Origin of the sequence: Bacillus sp. ISL-35, assembly GCF_018613355.1 — a bacterium.
In the GTDB taxonomy this organism is placed as follows: domain Bacteria; phylum Bacillota; class Bacilli; order Bacillales; family Cytobacillaceae; genus Mesobacillus.
The window spans coordinates 192,404-208,476 of sequence record NZ_JAGGQK010000002.1; the positions used below are offsets into that span (position 1 = coordinate 192,404).

At 44.4% G+C, this 16,073-nt stretch carries 15 protein-coding genes; 12 read left to right on the forward strand and 3 right to left on the reverse strand.

Annotated elements, in window-relative coordinates:
* Positions 1 to 7: 7 nt before the first annotated feature.
* The 5 genes from argB (at position 8) to argF (ending at position 7,134) form a co-directional block, all read left to right on the forward strand.
* Complete coding sequence (gene argB, locus J7E38_RS04185) at positions 8 to 781, forward strand: acetylglutamate kinase (protein ID WP_214704908.1); 774 nt, start codon at positions 8 to 10, stop codon at positions 779 to 781.
* Positions 778 to 1,932, forward strand: coding sequence for an acetylornithine transaminase (locus J7E38_RS04190; protein WP_214704907.1), 1,155 nt, complete (start codon positions 778 to 780; stop codon positions 1,930 to 1,932). Before argB ends, J7E38_RS04190 begins: the two co-directional genes overlap by 4 nt.
* 75 nt (positions 1,933 to 2,007) lie before the next feature.
* Positions 2,008 to 3,087 carry a carbamoyl phosphate synthase small subunit gene (locus J7E38_RS04195; protein ID WP_214704906.1) on the forward strand — a complete coding sequence of 360 codons (1,080 nt, stop codon included), beginning with the start codon at positions 2,008 to 2,010 and terminating at the stop codon, positions 3,085 to 3,087.
* A complete protein-coding gene (locus tag J7E38_RS04200) occupies positions 3,080 to 6,181 on the forward strand; it encodes a carbamoyl-phosphate synthase (glutamine-hydrolyzing) large subunit (RefSeq protein WP_214704905.1) in 3,102 nt (1,033 codons plus the stop codon). The genes J7E38_RS04195 and J7E38_RS04200 overlap by 8 nt, the downstream gene beginning before the upstream one ends.
* Positions 6,178 to 7,134, forward strand: a complete 957-nt coding sequence (gene argF / locus J7E38_RS04205) for an ornithine carbamoyltransferase (RefSeq protein WP_214704904.1) — start codon at positions 6,178 to 6,180, stop codon at positions 7,132 to 7,134. Before J7E38_RS04200 ends, argF begins: the two co-directional genes overlap by 4 nt.
* 50 nt (positions 7,135 to 7,184) lie before the next feature.
* On the opposite strand, the gene J7E38_RS04210 is transcribed toward argF, so the two are convergent.
* Positions 7,185 to 7,997 (reverse strand): undecaprenyl-diphosphate phosphatase, encoded by an 813-nt coding sequence (locus tag J7E38_RS04210; protein ID WP_214704903.1) that lies wholly within the window; start codon positions 7,995 to 7,997, stop codon positions 7,185 to 7,187.
* Positions 7,998 to 8,147: 150 nt separating this feature from the next.
* On the opposite strand from J7E38_RS04210, the gene J7E38_RS04215 reads away from it, so the two are divergent.
* Entirely contained in the window at positions 8,148 to 8,330 is a 183-nt protein-coding gene (locus tag J7E38_RS04215) for a YjzC family protein (RefSeq protein WP_079508079.1), read from the forward strand.
* Positions 8,331 to 8,425: 95 nt separating this feature from the next.
* Positions 8,426 to 11,026, forward strand: a complete 2,601-nt coding sequence (clpB, locus tag J7E38_RS04220; protein ID WP_215038188.1) for an ATP-dependent chaperone ClpB — start codon at positions 8,426 to 8,428, stop codon at positions 11,024 to 11,026.
* Positions 11,027 to 11,068: 42 nt separating this feature from the next.
* On the opposite strand, the gene J7E38_RS04225 is transcribed toward clpB, so the two are convergent.
* Positions 11,069 to 11,257: a YjzD family protein gene (locus tag J7E38_RS04225; protein WP_214704902.1), complete on the reverse strand. Its 189-nt coding sequence runs from the start codon at positions 11,255 to 11,257 to the stop codon at positions 11,069 to 11,071.
* A 295-nt stretch (positions 11,258 to 11,552) separates the two neighbouring features.
* On the opposite strand from J7E38_RS04225, the gene J7E38_RS04230 reads away from it, so the two are divergent.
* From J7E38_RS04230 to J7E38_RS04245, 4 genes are all read left to right on the forward strand, one after another.
* Positions 11,553 to 12,293 (forward strand): hypothetical protein, encoded by a 741-nt coding sequence (locus tag J7E38_RS04230; RefSeq protein WP_214704901.1) that lies wholly within the window; start codon positions 11,553 to 11,555, stop codon positions 12,291 to 12,293.
* Positions 12,294 to 12,360: 67 nt separating this feature from the next.
* Positions 12,361 to 13,188 (forward strand): NAD-dependent epimerase/dehydratase family protein, encoded by an 828-nt coding sequence (locus tag J7E38_RS04235; RefSeq protein ID WP_214704900.1) that lies wholly within the window; start codon positions 12,361 to 12,363, stop codon positions 13,186 to 13,188.
* A gap of 142 nt (positions 13,189 to 13,330) precedes the next feature.
* On the forward strand, positions 13,331 to 14,281 hold the full coding sequence (locus J7E38_RS04240) for a BMP family ABC transporter substrate-binding protein (RefSeq protein WP_214704899.1): 951 nt from the start codon (positions 13,331 to 13,333) through the stop codon (positions 14,279 to 14,281).
* A 25-nt stretch (positions 14,282 to 14,306) separates the two neighbouring features.
* Positions 14,307 to 14,495 carry a ComZ family protein gene (locus tag J7E38_RS04245; RefSeq protein ID WP_214704898.1) on the forward strand — a complete coding sequence of 63 codons (189 nt, stop codon included), beginning with the start codon at positions 14,307 to 14,309 and terminating at the stop codon, positions 14,493 to 14,495.
* 25 nt (positions 14,496 to 14,520) lie between these two features.
* Here the strand turns inward: J7E38_RS04245 and J7E38_RS04250 are convergent, their stop codons facing one another.
* The gene (locus J7E38_RS04250; RefSeq protein WP_214704897.1) at positions 14,521 to 14,832 is read right to left on the reverse strand and encodes a hypothetical protein; all 312 of its coding nucleotides are present in this window, start codon (positions 14,830 to 14,832) and stop codon (positions 14,521 to 14,523) included.
* Positions 14,833 to 15,093: 261 nt separating this feature from the next.
* Between J7E38_RS04250 and J7E38_RS04255 the strand changes: the two genes are divergently transcribed.
* Positions 15,094 to 16,026, forward strand: a complete 933-nt coding sequence (locus J7E38_RS04255) for a beta-ketoacyl-ACP synthase III (protein WP_214704896.1) — start codon at positions 15,094 to 15,096, stop codon at positions 16,024 to 16,026.
* The last annotated feature ends 47 nt before the right edge of the window (positions 16,027 to 16,073 follow it).

Genomic DNA, 16,073 nt, shown 5'->3' on the forward strand with positions numbered 1-16,073 from the left:
GGATTCTTTGGAAACTGTAGTCATAAAATGCGGCGGAAGTGTGCTGGGCGAACTTGATGAACCATTCTTTACGAGTCTTAAAGAATTGATGAAAGACGGATATTATCCGGTCATCGTCCATGGTGGCGGGCCAGCGATCAATTCAATGCTTGATTTATATAACATCAATGCGAATTTCAAGGATGGACTTAGAGTAACGTGCGAAAAAACGATGGGAATCGTTGAAATGGTCCTGTCAGGCCAGACGAACAGGCAGCTGTGCGGCATCTTGATGAAGCAAGGATTCAAGGTTCTTGGTATTAATGGGAGCGACGGGTCCTGCCTGCAGGCCGACTATATCGATAAACAAGGGCTGGGTTATGTAGGGAAGGTCAACAAGGTAAATACTGACCTGATCAAGATGGCAGTTGAGTCGGGTTATATTCCCGTTATTACTCCGATCGGAATTTCGGAGGATGGCTGCAAGCTGAATATCAATGGTGATTACGCTGCTGCATCCATCGCAAAAGCTCTGAATGCCGAGCGCTGTGCCTTTGTGACCAATGTCGATGGAATCTTGATCAACGGCGAGCTGATCTCCGAAATAACCGATCTTGAGATAGAAAACTATATTGCTGATGGAAGCATTTATGGCGGGATGGTACCAAAGGTGAATTCAGCATTATCAGCCACAGCTGCCGGTGTAGAGAAAGCGATGATCATTTCTGGCAAAAAGCCATTCTATAAAAATAACTGCTGGCATGGAACCGCGATTGCCGCACAGGAAGGAGTGTTAAAATGAGTCATTTATTCCCCACTTACCAGAGATGGGAGATTGAGCCAGAGAAAGCAAGCGGGTCGGTCATTCATGGGAAAGATGGACGTGAATATCTTGATTTCACTTCAGGAATCGGTGTATGCAATCTGGGCCATCGCCCTGAAGCTGTTGAACACGCTATCAAAGAACAGCTGGAATTATTCTGGCATGTATCAAATCTTTTTCCACAAAGCATCCAGGAGGAAGCGGCCAGGAAACTTGTGAAAGCCTCCGGTTTGGATTGTGTGTTTTTTGCCAACAGCGGTGCCGAGGCCAATGAAGCAGCAATAAAACTGGCGAGAAAAGCCACTGGAAGGAAGAAGATTATTACGTTCCTGCAATCCTTCCATGGGCGTACGTTTGCTGGCATGGCGGCGACAGGGCAGGAAAAAATCAAGCATGGATTCGGGAATATGCTCGAAACCTTTGTTCACTTGCCATTCAATGACCTGGAAGCTCTAAAAAATGAAATTGATTCCGATACAGCAGCCGTCATGATTGAGATTGTCCAGGGTGAAGGTGGAATTCACGTCGTTCATGAGGAGTTTATTAAAGAAACTGGCAAACTCTGTACAGAAAACGGAATACTGCTTATTGTCGATGAAATCCAGACGGGGATCGGGCGTACAGGAAAGCCCTTTGCCTTTCAGCATTTTGGGATTTCACCCGATATCATAACGGTTGCAAAAGGGCTTGGTAATGGATTGCCGATTGGTGCAGCCGTCGGTAAAGCGGAACTTGCAGAACATTTTGGCCCGGGAAGCCATGGTTCAACATTCGGAGGGAATCCGATCAGTACCGCTGCTGCTTGCGCTGTGATGGATATAATCTTTGAGAATGAATTCCTTAAAGAAGTATCTGCCAAAGGGGAAACTTTGTTTCAGCTGCTTGATCATGAACTTGGGTGTTTGGAAGTGGTAAAGGAAATCAGGGGCATCGGCTTGATGGCCGGTATTGAATTGACTGTTGCAGCCCAGCCTTATCTCATGCAGCTAAGGAAATCGGGATTGATTGTTTTGCCGGCAGGGGAAAAGGTAATCAGGCTTCTTCCGCCGCTGAATGTTAGTGCTGAAGAGCTGGAAAAAGCAGTATCTCTAATAAAGGAAATCCTAATAAACCAAACTGTAACAGCGTAAGAGCTGTATATTTTTTAAAAATAAATGAATAAAAATTTAAAGTAATAAATAAATATTCAACTGGAGAGGTGACGAATGAAAGGATATTTGCATCTGGCTGACGGAAAGACATATAAGGGATCCCTGCTTGGTTCGCTTCCTGAAGAGGGAATCGCCGGTGAAATTGTCTTTTTCACAGGAATGACAGGATATCAGGAGGTATTGACCGATCCTTCCTATAAGAATCAAATCATTGTGTTCACTTATCCGCTGATTGGCAATTACGGCATAAATAATGAGGATTTTGAAAGCAAGAAGCCCCATGTTGCAGCGGTGATTGTCAGTGAAGCTGCCAAAGAGGCTTACCATTATGAGGCACAGCATTCTTTTACCGAGTATCTTGAGAAATGGAATATTCCAATCCTTGAACATATTGACACCCGTGAGCTGGTGAAAAGCATCCGGGCAAACGGCACGATGCCGGCAGTTTTGGCAGCCGGTCCTGAAAATGATGTATGCTGCGACACCATAGACAGCCTGAAAGTAAAAGAGGTTTCGGTCCAGTCACCGGTGACGATTGGAAGGGGCAATACTCACATTGTATTGGTCGATTATGGATTCAAAAAGTCGATTGCCGACTATCTTGTTGAACAAAAATGCCTTGTTACAATCGTTCCCTACGATTATAGCGCTGAACAAATTTCGGCGCTGAAGCCTGATGGCGTGCTTTTATCAAATGGACCAGGAGATCCGAAAGAGTTGATTGATCAGCTCCCTGAGATCAGGAAAGTGGCCGAATATTTTCCGGTGTTGGGAATCTGTCTCGGCCATCAGCTGGCGGCCCTTGCTTTCGGAGGGGATACGAAGAAAATGCTGTTTGGGCATCGGGGAGCAAATCAGCCTGTATTCGATGTGACAGGAAACCGAGTATTCATGTCATCCCAAAATCACAGTTATACCGTCGATCAAGATAGTATCGTGCATACAGGTCTGAAAATACGTTTCCTTAATAAAAATGACCAGTCCATCGAGGGGCTTTATCATGAGAAACTGCCTCTGATGACCGTTCAATTTCATCCGGAAGCAAGTCCAGGACCTGAAGACAGCATCTTCATATTCGAGGAATTCATCAATACAGTCAAATACAGAAAGCGGAGAGAAGTCAGCTATGCCTAAGGATACAAGTATTAAATCAATATTGGTCATTGGATCTGGCCCTATCATCATCGGCCAGGCCGCAGAATTTGATTATGCAGGAACACAGGCCTGCATCGCCCTGAAGGAGGAAGGCTACCGCGTCATCCTTGCCAACAATAACCCGGCCACCGTCATGACTGACCATGTGTTTGCCGATGCAGTCTATTTTGAGCCAATGACAGTGGAAAGTGTAGAAAATATCATCAAAAAAGAAAGGCCTGATGGCATTCTCGGCACACTTGGAGGCCAGGCAGGACTGAATCTGGTATTCAAGCTGAGTGAAGAAGGAATCCTTGAAAAATACCGCGTGAAAGTACTTGGCACTTCAGTGTCGAGCATCAAGCAGGGTGAGGACAGGGAAGCATTCCGCAGCCTGATGCACAAGCTGAATGAGCCTGTGCCTGAAAGCGAAATCGTACAAAAGGTGGAAGAAGCCGCTGCTTTTGCAGAAAGAATCGGTTTTCCGCTGATTGTACGCCCAGCCTACACACTTGGCGGCACCGGGGGCGGAATCGCCGATAACATGGATGAATTAATGGCGCTTGTGTCGGGGGGATTGAATGAGAGCCCGATCAACCAATGTCTGGTGGAAAGAAGCATTGCCGGCTTCAAAGAAATTGAATATGAAATGATGCGTGACTCTGCGGGAACATGTATTGCCATTTGCAATATGGAAAATATTGATCCGGTCGGGATCCATACTGGTGACTCGATCGTCGTTGCACCTTCCCAAACGCTGACTGACCGGGAATATCAAATGCTCAGGACTTCCGCCGTTAAAATTATTTCTGCTTTGGGTATTGTCGGTGGCTGCAATATCCAGTTCGCCCTTGATCCTGAAAGCAAGAAGTACTACTTGATTGAAGTGAATCCGCGGGTCAGCCGGTCATCAGCACTCGCATCCAAAGCGACAGGTTACCCGATTGCCCGTATGGCAGCAAAGCTGGCTGTTGGATATAACCTCGCAGAGATCAAGAACCCGGTAACGGGCAATACATTTGCCAGCTATGAGCCGGCGCTCGATTATGTAGTAGTGAAAATCCCTAAATGGCCATTCGAACAATTTCCGCAAATTGAACGGACCCTGGGGACCCAAATGAAGGCAACAGGGGAAGCGATGGCGATTGACAGAAGCTTTGAGCGTGCCTTCATCAAAGCAATCAGGTCCCTTAACATCAAAACCCTGGACTTAAAGCTGCCTGCTATTGCCGATTATTCCGTTGAAGAGTTGTACACACTTGCAGACAATCAGACAGACCAGCGGATATTTGCTTTGCTGGAACTGCTGCGCAAAGGTGAGGGGATGATGGCTCTCCATAAAAGAACCAGAATTGATCTGTTCTTCCTGTCGAAATTCAAATCATTGATTGAGATGGAGAAGAAGATTTCAGAGCATGACCTTGAAGGCATTAAAGCTTCAGAGCTTAGAACTTTTAAAGAAAAAGGATTCAGCGATGCCTTCCTTGCAAAAGAATGGAAAGTATCGGAGAAAGCTGTACGGGAACTCCGTAAACAACATGATATAATCCCAGCTTACAAAATGGTCGATACATGCGCTGCTGAATTTGAATCGGCTTCCAATTATTTTTACTCCAGCTACCTCGGAGAAAATGAAGCGCAGGTCTCGGGCGGAAAGCGGAAGGTCCTCGTCATCGGAAGCGGCCCGATCAGCATCGGACAGGGAATTGAGTTTGATTATTGCTCGGTTCACGGTGTCTTTGCACTTAAGGAAGAAGACATTGAAACGATCATGATCAATAACAATCCGGAAACAGTCAGCACAGATTTTGCGATTTCCGACAGGCTGTATTTCGAGCCATTAGCATTGGAAGATATCTTGAATGTAATTGAGCTCGAAGGAATTGATGAAGTCATCGTACAGCTCGGCGGGCAGACGGCTTTAAATCTTGCCAAAGGGCTTGAAGAAGAAGGAGTACAGCTGCTGGGAACAACCTCCGGGACAATAGATGTTTTTGAGGACAGAGATGAATTTTACAAACTGCTTGATAAATTGGAGATTCCGCGTGTAAAAGGCGAGACAGCTGCGGACGAAGAAGAATTGCGGAATGCAGTCGAGCGTCTGGGATACCCTGTACTGATCAGGCCATCGTATGTCATTGGCGGGCTGAATATGGTCGTGATTCATAACCACCAGAAGCTTAGTAATGTTTTGGAAGCAGGAAATATACAGTATCCGATACTGGTTGATCAGTATCTTGAAGCCAGTGAGGCAGAGCTTGACCTCGCAGCGGATGGTGAGCATATCCTGATTCCGGCGATCATCGAGCATATCGAGAAAACAGGTGTCCATTCAGGGGACAGTTTTTGTATGATTCCGGCCCAAAGCTTCCCGCCGGAGACGAAACAACGAATGGCAGATTATGCCAAGAGAATCGTCAGCAGTTTGAAATATAAGGGGTTAATGAATATCCAGTTCATTGTGAAAGGTGATGACGTTTATTTACTGGAAGTCAACCCACGTTCAAGCAGGACCATGCCAATAGTTAGCAAGGTTGCCGGAGTGGATTTAGTGAAAAAAGCGACAAAAATATTGCTTGGGAAATACTTTTTGTCGAAAGACGAACTCAAACTTGATTCGGATGCATCTTTCATCTGTGTCAAACATCCAGTATTTTCGAACTTCGCCTTAAAAGGGTTAGATAGCAAAACAGGTCCGCAAATGATATCGACTGGAGAAGGAATCAGTGTAGGATCTTCTTTTCAAGAAGCCATCAATAAAAGTTTTCATTCGCTAAATGGAAAGAGTGTCCAGGGTACCATTGCCATTACTGATAAAAGGATTTTATCTGAAGTGGAAAAAGATTACCCTGCCGCACAGTTTGTGGATATCGACCATGTAGCTGATGAAACCTTAATCGCTGCCTTGTATTGTCCCGGGACTTTGAAAGAGGATATCGCTCTAAGGGAGTGGGCAGTAAAGAACCGGAAGATCGTCTTGACCCAAAAGGAAACCTTATATGCTTTGTTAAAAAGCCAATCCGTGCAAACCTGGAATGTAAAATCCCTGGGGGAATGGCTGATAGAAAAAGATGAGGAAGTGATTGTAAAATGACAACATTGCAGAAGCTTGATACCAATTTAAAAGGCAAGGATTTATTAACTCTTGCTCATCTAGAAAAATATGAGATTCTGTCATTGATGGAAAAGGCGGTGACCCTCAAAGAGAAGACGCTCAAAAAACAATTTGACCATCCTTTAAAAGGGAAAATCCTCGGAATGATTTTTGATAAATCGTCGACTCGAACCCGGGTCTCCTTCGAAGTAGGCATGATCCAGCTTGGAGGCAGCGCTCTATATTTAAATGGCAATGACCTTCAACTGGGGAGAGGTGAATCGCTAAGCGATACAGCCCAGGTTCTTTCACAATACCTGGATGGCATCATGATACGGACCTTTTCGCATAAATCCGTAGAAGAACTGGCACAGCATGCCGATATACCGGTCATTAACGGATTGACCGATTTATATCATCCATGCCAGGCGCTGGCCGATCTAATGACGATATACGAAAAGAAGGGGAAGCTGGAAGGACTCAAGCTCGCATATATCGGGGATGGCAACAATGTCGCCCATTCCTTGATGATTGCCTGCACAAAAGTGGGTATCGACATATCGCTTGCATGTCCAAACGGGTATTACCCAGATTCGCAAATAACATCCCTTTGTGAAAGCTTTGCTGCAGAGAGTGGTGCAAAACTCGTCATTACTGAATCGCCAGCGGAAGCCGTAGCTGCAGCAGATGTCATCTATACAGATGTCTGGACCAGCATGGGACAGGAAGACGAAAACGAAAAAAGAATGAAGGATTTTCAAGATTTCCAGGTGAATGCTGAATTGCTGACGGCAGCAAATGAAGATTACCTTTTCATGCACTGCCTTCCCGCGCATCGAGGCGAAGAAGTAGCTGCAGATGTCATTGACGGAAAGAACTCCGTGGTCTTTGAGCAGGCAGGAAATAGGCTTCACGCCCAAAAAGCATTGCTGGTGGAGATCTTGAAGGACTAGAAGAAGATACAAATAAAGCCGGCTAAAAAGTAGCCGGCTTTTTACATTCATTAAGAGAAAAGGATAACAGCTGTGCCAACAACAAAGCAATAAATCGCAAAATACTTCAGGTTTCCTCGGGCCATGATATTCATGAACCATTTTAGAGAAAAGTAAGAGGCGATCAGTGAAGCGATAAATGCAAACACATACGGTAATGCCAGGTCCTTAAGATAAGGGTCTTGTAAAATGTCCGAAAATCCAAGGATCATGCCACCGACACTGACAGGAATATATAACAGGAAGGAATATCGTAATGCTGTTTCCTGTTTCATTCCAAGAGCCATAGCGGCAACAATTGTAGCACCCGATCGGCTGATTCCTGGTATCAGGGCGACAGCCTGGGCAAGACCGACAATGATCGCATCCTTAAAACTTAAATCACCGTCACTTTTGCGTCCGCGCAAATTTCGGATCATCCAAAGTGCAAAGCCCGTCACCAATAACGTAATGCCGACAGTTTTTATTGAAGCCAAATTTTCCTCGATGAAATCGCCAAAAAGGACACCAATCACTCCTGCAGGAATCGTTCCGACAATCAGGTAGATAATAAACATAAAATCAGATTTCGCTTCGGGATTTTTATCCTTAAGATATGCAAGTCCATTGACAATTAATCGCCAGATATCTTCACGATAAATGAATAATACCGCAAATAATGAAGCCGTGTTCACCAAAAGGGCAAAGCTCATGCCCCTGATTTCAAGCCCGAAAAAATGCTCGGCAATTTCAAGGTGGCCGCTTGAAGACACGGGTATTGGCTCTGTAATTCCCTGGAATAAACCTAAAAGTATGTATTTGAGCAAATCAAAAAAATTCTCCATAATAATTTCAGATCCTCCATGTATTTTTTTACCCATACAAACTAATGTACAGCATATCCCTTTTTTTTAAAAGGATAAAATAAACATTAATACTTTGTTTGAGTATGCAAATAATATAAAAGCCGGAATACTTATGAAGGAGGAAGGCAAATGGGTCAGAGTCATCAGTTCCGTGCCGGTCAAAAGGCACCTAATAATGGTATTTACATTGAAATCGGTGAAACAGGGAGCAATGTCAACAACCCGCAAAAAATCAAGCTGAAAGCCGGGGATCGCTTTCCTGAAAACTCAAACCATAATCGCCACTGGACATACATGCCGAAATTCAAATAAAAGCAATAAAGCCATCCAGTGCGGATGGCTTTACTTTTTGGAAAATTTTATTATAATTAAATTAAAGGTCAAAAAAGGTCAAAGGAGTGGTTGGGTTGGATTTGAATAGAATGACGGAAAGCTTGCAGCAGGCATTTGTATCAGCCCAAACCCTGGCTGTTCAACATAATCACCAGGAAGTGGACGATACCCATCTTTTGCTCTCCATACTAGAACAAGAGGGCAACCTGGCTGCCACCCTATTGACGGGTTTGGAAATGAATCTGGAGAAATATAAAGTAGACTTAAATACTTTCCTTGCAAAAAAACCACAAGTTTCAGGAAGTGGAGTCGAGCAGGGGAAATTATATATTACCTCGACACTGCAAAAGGTTTTGGCTCAAGGTGAAAAGGAAATGAAACAGTTTGAAGACGAATATCTGTCGGTAGAACATGTATTGCTTGCAGCACTCGAAACTGCTGGTTCTGAGGCAGGCTCTGCCTTGAGGAACTCAGGCTTAACCAGAGCGAAACTGCTGGCAAGAATTAAAGAGGTTAGGGGGAATCAGAGAGTGACTTCACAAAACCCAGAGGCGACTTATGAAGTGTTGAAGAAATATGGGCGTGACCTTGTTGAGGAAGTCCGTTCGGGAAAGGTTGACCCGGTAATCGGCAGGGACAGTGAAATACGCAATGTCATACGTATCCTGTCCAGGAAAACGAAAAACAATCCAGTCCTGATCGGGGAACCTGGCGTCGGCAAGACTGCGATCGTGGAAGGACTGGCACAGAGGATCGTCCGTAAAGATGTTCCTGAGGGCTTGAAGGATAAGACGGTATTCGCACTGGACTTGAGCGCGCTGATTGCAGGTGCCAAGTTCCGGGGGGAATTTGAAGAGAGATTGAAAGCCGTTCTAAATGAAGTGAAAAAGAGTGAAGGAAAAATCCTGCTGTTCATCGATGAACTCCATACCATCGTAGGGGCTGGGAAGACAGAAGGCGCAATGGATGCGGGGAATATGCTGAAGCCTATGCTTGCCCGTGGAGAGCTTCACTGCATTGGCGCAACTACACTCGATGAGCATCGTAAATACATTGAAAAAGACCCCGCCTTGGAACGAAGATTCCAGCAGGTACTGGTACAAGAACCGGACGTAGAGGACACCGTTTCAATTTTAAGGGGATTGAAGGAAAGATTCGAAATCCACCATGGAGTGAACATCCATGACCGTGCACTGGTTGCTGCTGCCACATTATCTGACCGGTATATCACGGACAGGTTCTTGCCTGACAAGGCGATTGACCTTGTTGATGAGGCATGCGCGCTGATCCGTACGGAAATTGATTCCATGCCTTCCGAACTTGATGAAGTGACCAGAAGGGTCATGCAGCTGGAAATCGAAGAAGCTGCATTGACAAAGGAAAAAGATGATGCCAGCCGGGAACGCCTTGAAATTCTCCGCGAGGAACTCGCTAACTTGAGGGAAAAAGCGAATGGAATGAAGGCAAGATGGCAGCAGGAAAAAGAGGGAATCCAAAAGGTCCAGGAAAAACGTGAAATGCTTGAAAAACTGCGCCGTGAATTGGAAAAGGCTGAAAATGATTATGATTTGAACAAGGCAGCTGAATTAAGGCATGGCCGTATTCCTTCGCTGGAAAAAGAGCTGAAGGAGCTTGAATTGGAAGTTAGCAAAAACCAGGATGACAGGCTTCTTCGTGAGGAAGTAACCGAAGAAGAAATTGCCGGAATTGTTTCGCGATGGACGGGCATCCCCGTCATGAAACTTGTTGAAGGAGAACGTGAGAAGCTCCTTAAGCTTGAGAGCATCCTGCATGAACGTGTTGTCGGACAGGATGAAGCGGTATCTCTAGTTGCCGATGCAGTCCTGCGGGCAAGGGCGGGCATCAAGGATCCTAACAGGCCTATTGGCTCATTCATTTTCCTCGGCCCTACCGGGGTCGGAAAAACGGAGTTGGCGAAGACGCTGGCACAATCACTGTTCGATAGCGAAGAGCATATCATCCGAATCGATATGTCCGAGTATATGGAAAAACATGCAGTTTCAAGATTAATCGGAGCTCCTCCAGGATATGTCGGGTATGAAGAGGGAGGACAGCTGACAGAAGCTGTCAGAAGGAATCCATACTCTGTCATCCTTCTCGATGAAGTGGAAAAGGCACATCCTGAAGTATTCAATATCCTTCTGCAAATGCTGGATGATGGCAGGGTAACCGATTCGCAGGGAAGAACAGTCGACTTTAAGAACACAGTGATCATCATGACATCCAATATCGGATCGCACTATTTGCTTGAGCGGCAGGACGGCGCTGAAGATATCACTTCGGAAACAAGGGACCTGGTCATGTCCCAGCTGCGCAGCCATTTCCGTCCTGAATTCCTGAATCGTGTCGATGAAATCATTTTGTTCAAGCCGCTTGCATTGAGTGAAATCAAAATGATCGTCGGAAAGTTGGTTTCGACGCTGCAGGGAAGACTGGCAGACCAGCAAATACAGCTAAATATTACCGATGAAGCCAAAGAGTTTTTAGCTGAACATGGTTTCGATCCTGTTTATGGTGCCAGACCGTTGAAGCGATTCATCCAGCGAAGCGTGGAAACAAAGCTTGCAAAAGAAATTATCGCTGGCAGGATCAAAGAAAAAAGCAAGGTGGAAATTGGAATTGAAAATGGGGATATTGAGTTGGAAGTAGAATAACAATGAAAAAAGTCATCCAGCAGGATGACTTTTTTATGTACTTTAATGACCGTGCTTCTCTTCGGAACCGCCAGGAAGGACTGCAGGAATCACCAGGATGATAATGGTTGCCACAACAGCCAGGATCGTGCTTTGAGCCAGGTCCAATCCAACGCCAATCATTGCGCCGGCTACATAATTCAGCATTAGAACAAGAAGGAATGTCCAGAATAAAGTCCAGAAATATTTCACGATTTTCACCTCTTACATTATTAAATCTTTTCTCATCTTACCACAAGCCATTCAAATTATAAATAATATTTAAATAAAATGAAAAGCGTTTTCATGTAATCAATCGATTTTCCCGCCTGTAGGAATTATTATATAGATGTAGCTGGAATTCAGGCTTATTTGATATTTTTGCTTAATGATAAAAGCCTATTGTGACGATTTTAAGGTTTAATGAGAAAAATGGGCAAACTCCCGTTCATTTCCTGTTAAATAACATACAGTAATATGAATAATCTATAGGGAAGGGGTTGGTAGTGTGGAGAGCCGGAACTTTAAACTGGATACCGAATGGAATGTAATCCATTATCCTGAACGACCCAATGGTTTCGGTATCCTGGCAATTGGAGATGAAAGACATTTTGTGAATGGCAGCAGCAGTTTTTGGACACAGAATGAAGGTAAACGTTCAATGCTGAACATTTGGAAAAATGACGGATATACTGTGTTTTACTCAAATCTATACGGCAGGCATTGGGGAAGTGAGAAGGCTGTCGATTTGGCGATGAGATTGTGCACTCATATTGTCCGCAACGAAATTTTGAACCCATCCTTCCATATCGTAGCAGAGGGAATGGGGGCACTCGTGGCAATGAAAATTCTAGCCAACAGTGATAATAAGATCAGGTCTCTGGTACTGATCAATCCAATCCTTTCATTAAGTGCCCACCTGGAACAGGAAAAAGAGAACAAGTTTTTTTATAAAAAGCTTATTGCAGAACTAGAAGCCGCATACGAAACGGATATCGAGAATCTTCTTCAGCGACTTCATGATGAAGAGTCAGGTTCCGAAGGATTTAATAAAGAAACACCGGTGAAGATCATCCATGTTTTGTCTGGTAACAGAGCATATAAACAATCGAATGTCATTAAGGATTTATCCGTTGATTGGGAAAAAGACAGTTTGCCTATTACCATAAGTTACGTTCTGCCAGAAAAAAAACTGCAGTTAGGATTCCAAATCGTCCAATTTCTGTCCAAACATGAGCACGTCCTATAACTCCTTGCAAATATTTTCAATATTAGATTCATAGGATACAAGAGAGTATTTGCAAGGAGGAATCAACATGGAAAGGGCAACTATTGTTGGTGTATATGATTTTGTAGGGTATAGTCTTTGTCGGCATTTGCTCGATATGGGCATTGAAGTGGCAGGAATCCATCCGGCGGGTGAAAAAGAGGATGATTATACAGAAGAAAAGCGTTTGGAAATTGGCAGGAATGCCAACTTCTCAGAAATCAATCTAGTGGAGTGGCAGGGTGAAGAAGGAGTTGATTCCTTGTTTGTCACTTTGTTTGAAGCGTTCCTCCATCAGGATCGCACAGCAGAGGATCTAGAGATGATTTTATCTAAACTTGAGGCTCGGCATTGTAAGAAACTGCGGACAGTTTTGCTCCTACCTGCATATTTGGCGCAGGAAAATGTGAAGATGGAAAAAACGGAGTCTGGATTGGACCAGTTTCTCAACAGGGCTAAGTCTTCTGTTCTGGTCATTTATTTGCCGACTATTTATGGGCCATGGCAGCCTGAAAAGTGTTTTTTCCAAAAAGCGATGAATCATACATCAAGAGAAAGAGGAGAAATTCCCGAAATCGATCCTTGGGAATGGACGAAGGATTGTTTGTATATTGATGATGCAGTGAACTGCATTAGAAAAATGGCTGAATCGGGCGAACAAGGGCAGTATATATTGACGAGCGGACAACCTGACAGTTGGAAAGAATGTGCCAGGGAACTGCTTGGCCAGGACTTCGCAGTGCCTGAAAGCCGGTTTGTAAAATCAAAGGTAAAAGAGTCCATTAAGGTCAAAAAAGTGGGGAAAAACGAGCAAGTCAGAAGAGGGTTGGGCAAACAAAGGGAGCAGTATTCCCGGATACAGGACAGCAGAGTCTAAAGGGATTTTCTATAAATCACTTTTCAAACGATACGCCACAGAGTAAAATGGTAAAAGATTCTTTTATCGGTTCCATTTTAATAAGCGAACACTGCAGGATCATATAGAATAAGAACAGTGGCGCATAAAGGAGATGCATCGGATGCTGAAACGTTTCGGGCTGATATTGTTAAGCCTTCTTTTGCTTGGAGGATGCGGACAACCTCTTGCATCCGGGAAGGTGGAGAAAGTCGGTCTGCTGGTGCCTGAAACTATTGATGATCAGGTGTGGGGGACGAAGGGATATCGAGGTCTTCTGCAAATCCAGACCCGTCTGGGGGTTGATGTTTTTTTTAAGGAAGGTATGAATTCCCAAGAAGCCGTAGAAGAAGCTGTCAAGGAGTTCGACCGTAAAGGTGTGAACCTGATCTATGGCCATGGGAATGAGTACGCTGCCTTTTTCAATAAGATATCTGAGAAATATCCTGAAATCCATTTCATCAGTTTCAATGGCGATTCCCGGAAGAAGAATACGACCAGCCTGAACTTTGAGGGATATGCCATGGGATTCTTTGGGGGGATGGTCGCGAGCCATATGTCTGAAACCGGCAAGGTCGGTATTATTGCGGCGTATGAATGGCAGCCTGAAGTCGAAGGTTTTTATGATGGGGCCATTTTTGAGAAAAAGGATATGAAGGTCGACATCCGCTTTGTTGGTCACTGGGATGATCAAGAGAAAGCGCTGGAAGTTCTCGATGAAGTTTTGAGCGATGGCGCGGATGTCATTTATCCTGCCGGGGACGGGTATAATGTTCCCGTTATCGAAAAAGTGAAGGACAGCGGCAATTATGTAATTGGCTATATTTCCGACCAGTCCGATTTCGGTGAGTCGACCGTTCTGACAAGCACTGTCCAGCATGTTGACGATTTGTATGAATTAACGGCTGAGAAGTACAATAACGGCAATCTTGAATCTGGCAATTTATCATTCGATTTTCAGGACGGGGTGATTACCCTTGGCAAATTCAGCCCTGATGTCGATTCAGAATACCGTAAAAAGTTGAATACTTATATCAATACTTATAAAAACACAGGCAAATTACCTAACCAATGATTCAAGACTATAGGAGGCAAAGAACATGCAAAATAATGACAAAACAATGGAATTCATGCAAATCGCCATGAAGTATCTGCCGGAAGCCCAGCAGAAACTGCAAGAAGCAGGCATCGAGATGACAATGGACAATCTCCAGCCGTTTTTCACCTTGTTCACAAATGTAATGAACGAAGCATATGAACTGGGGAAAGCAGACGCTGCAAAGGAATAGATCACAACAAAAGCTGAGGCATGCCTCAGCTTTTATTTTTATCAATAATCTGGTCAAAAAAAGGCTTTACTTTGCCCAAAAGGGGCTTGAGCTCTCTGGCTGATGTGATCAGTGTATCAACATGGTACATCACTTCATCTAAATCAATATGATCAAGGTACTTGCTTAAAGGGGAAAAAGGCTCGGCTGGATGGTCATTACTTTCGTCTATGTTCTTCTGACCTCCAAACATGAAGTGGTCAAAATGATCGAAATCATGTCCGGTCTCAGCGCTGACGTCTTGTTCACTTGTTCTGAGCTTGAAACCAAACAGGTCTCTAGCTCTTTCATCCTCCATTTTCATTCCCACCTTTCTCTATCTCTTTATACATGAATATAGTGCAAACTGGCGGCTGGCACTTGGCTATTTTGAGACATAATGTCTTCACTGTCAGTCTATGAAGAATCTGGTCATATGGACTGGGTCAAAAGTGGAATTCTTATTTTTCAGTTGCAGTAGGAGAGCATTATCTGCTAAAATTAGTACCAAGTCATAATAATTGATAATAATTAATTGCTCTTAATAGACAGAATCCAAAGGATAAAGGAGATGGATCCCATGAATGCAGGGATAACTGGGGTTGGGCGGTACTTGCCTGAAAATGTAGTAACAAACCTTGATTTGGAAAAGAAAATGGACACTTCGGATGAGTGGATTCGCTCAAGGACGGGGATTGAAGAAAGAAGAATTGCAAATGATGATATGGATACTTCTCATTTAGCCTATCGTGCTGCAGCAGAGGCCATCAAAAATGCTGGGATCTCTGCTGAAGAACTTGACCTTATCCTGGTGGCTACAGTTACGCCGGATCAGCCTTTCCCAACGGTATCATGCATGCTCCAGGAGCAGCTTGGTGCAAAGAAGGCTGCAGCAATGGACTTGAGTGCCGCATGTGCCGGATTCATGTATGGGATGGTAACCGCGAAGCAATTTATCGAAGCGGGCACTTATAAGTATGTGTTAATAGTAGGGGTTGAGAAACTTTCCAAAATCACGGACTGGAATGACCGGAATACAGCTGTACTTTTTGGTGATGGTGCCGGAGCCGTAGTGATGGGGCCAGTTTCAGACGGTAAAGGAGTACTCTCGTTTGAATTGGGTTCTGACGGAACCGGTGGAAAGTATCTATATCAGGACGACTATATTGTCATGAATGGCCGGGAAGTCTTCAAGTTTGCGGTAAGGCAAATGGGTGAGAGCAGCATCAATGTACTTGAAAAAGCCGGGCTTTCAAAAGAAGATGTCGATTTCCTGATTCCCCACCAGGCAAATATCAGGATCATGGAGTCTGCGCGCCAGCGACTTGAGCTTCCTATCGAGAAAATGTCAAAAACAGTCCATAAGTACGGTAATACATCTGCCGCTTCCATTCCAATTTCGCTTTTTGAAGAACTTGAAGCTGGTAAAATCAAGGATGGCGATGTAGTGGTAATGGTTGGCTTTGGCGGGGGCCTGACCTGGGGCGCGATTGCCATGCGATGGGGTAAATAATTCAAACAACTACAATCAAAATAAGAGATCAGATAAAGGAGATGCAA

Coding starts and splice junctions, on each gene's coding strand:
- J7E38_RS04190 (WP_214704907.1), top strand. CDS start 778: ATGAGTCATTTATTCCCCACTTACCAGAGATGGGAGATTGAGCCAGAG.
- J7E38_RS04195 (WP_214704906.1), top strand. CDS start 2,008: ATGAAAGGATATTTGCATCTGGCTGACGGAAAGACATATAAGGGATCC.
- J7E38_RS04200 (WP_214704905.1), top strand. CDS start 3,080: ATGCCTAAGGATACAAGTATTAAATCAATATTGGTCATTGGATCTGGC.
- argF (WP_214704904.1), top strand. CDS start 6,178: ATGACAACATTGCAGAAGCTTGATACCAATTTAAAAGGCAAGGATTTA.
- J7E38_RS04210 (WP_214704903.1), bottom strand. CDS start 7,997: ATGGAGAATTTTTTTGATTTGCTCAAATACATACTTTTAGGTTTATTC.
- J7E38_RS04215 (WP_079508079.1), top strand. CDS start 8,148: ATGGGTCAGAGTCATCAGTTCCGTGCCGGTCAAAAGGCACCTAATAAT.
- J7E38_RS04235 (WP_214704900.1), top strand. CDS start 12,361: ATGGAAAGGGCAACTATTGTTGGTGTATATGATTTTGTAGGGTATAGT.
- J7E38_RS04240 (WP_214704899.1), top strand. CDS start 13,331: ATGCTGAAACGTTTCGGGCTGATATTGTTAAGCCTTCTTTTGCTTGGA.
- J7E38_RS04245 (WP_214704898.1), top strand. CDS start 14,307: ATGCAAAATAATGACAAAACAATGGAATTCATGCAAATCGCCATGAAG.
- J7E38_RS04250 (WP_214704897.1), bottom strand. CDS start 14,832: ATGGAGGATGAAAGAGCTAGAGACCTGTTTGGTTTCAAGCTCAGAACA.
- J7E38_RS04255 (WP_214704896.1), top strand. CDS start 15,094: ATGAATGCAGGGATAACTGGGGTTGGGCGGTACTTGCCTGAAAATGTA.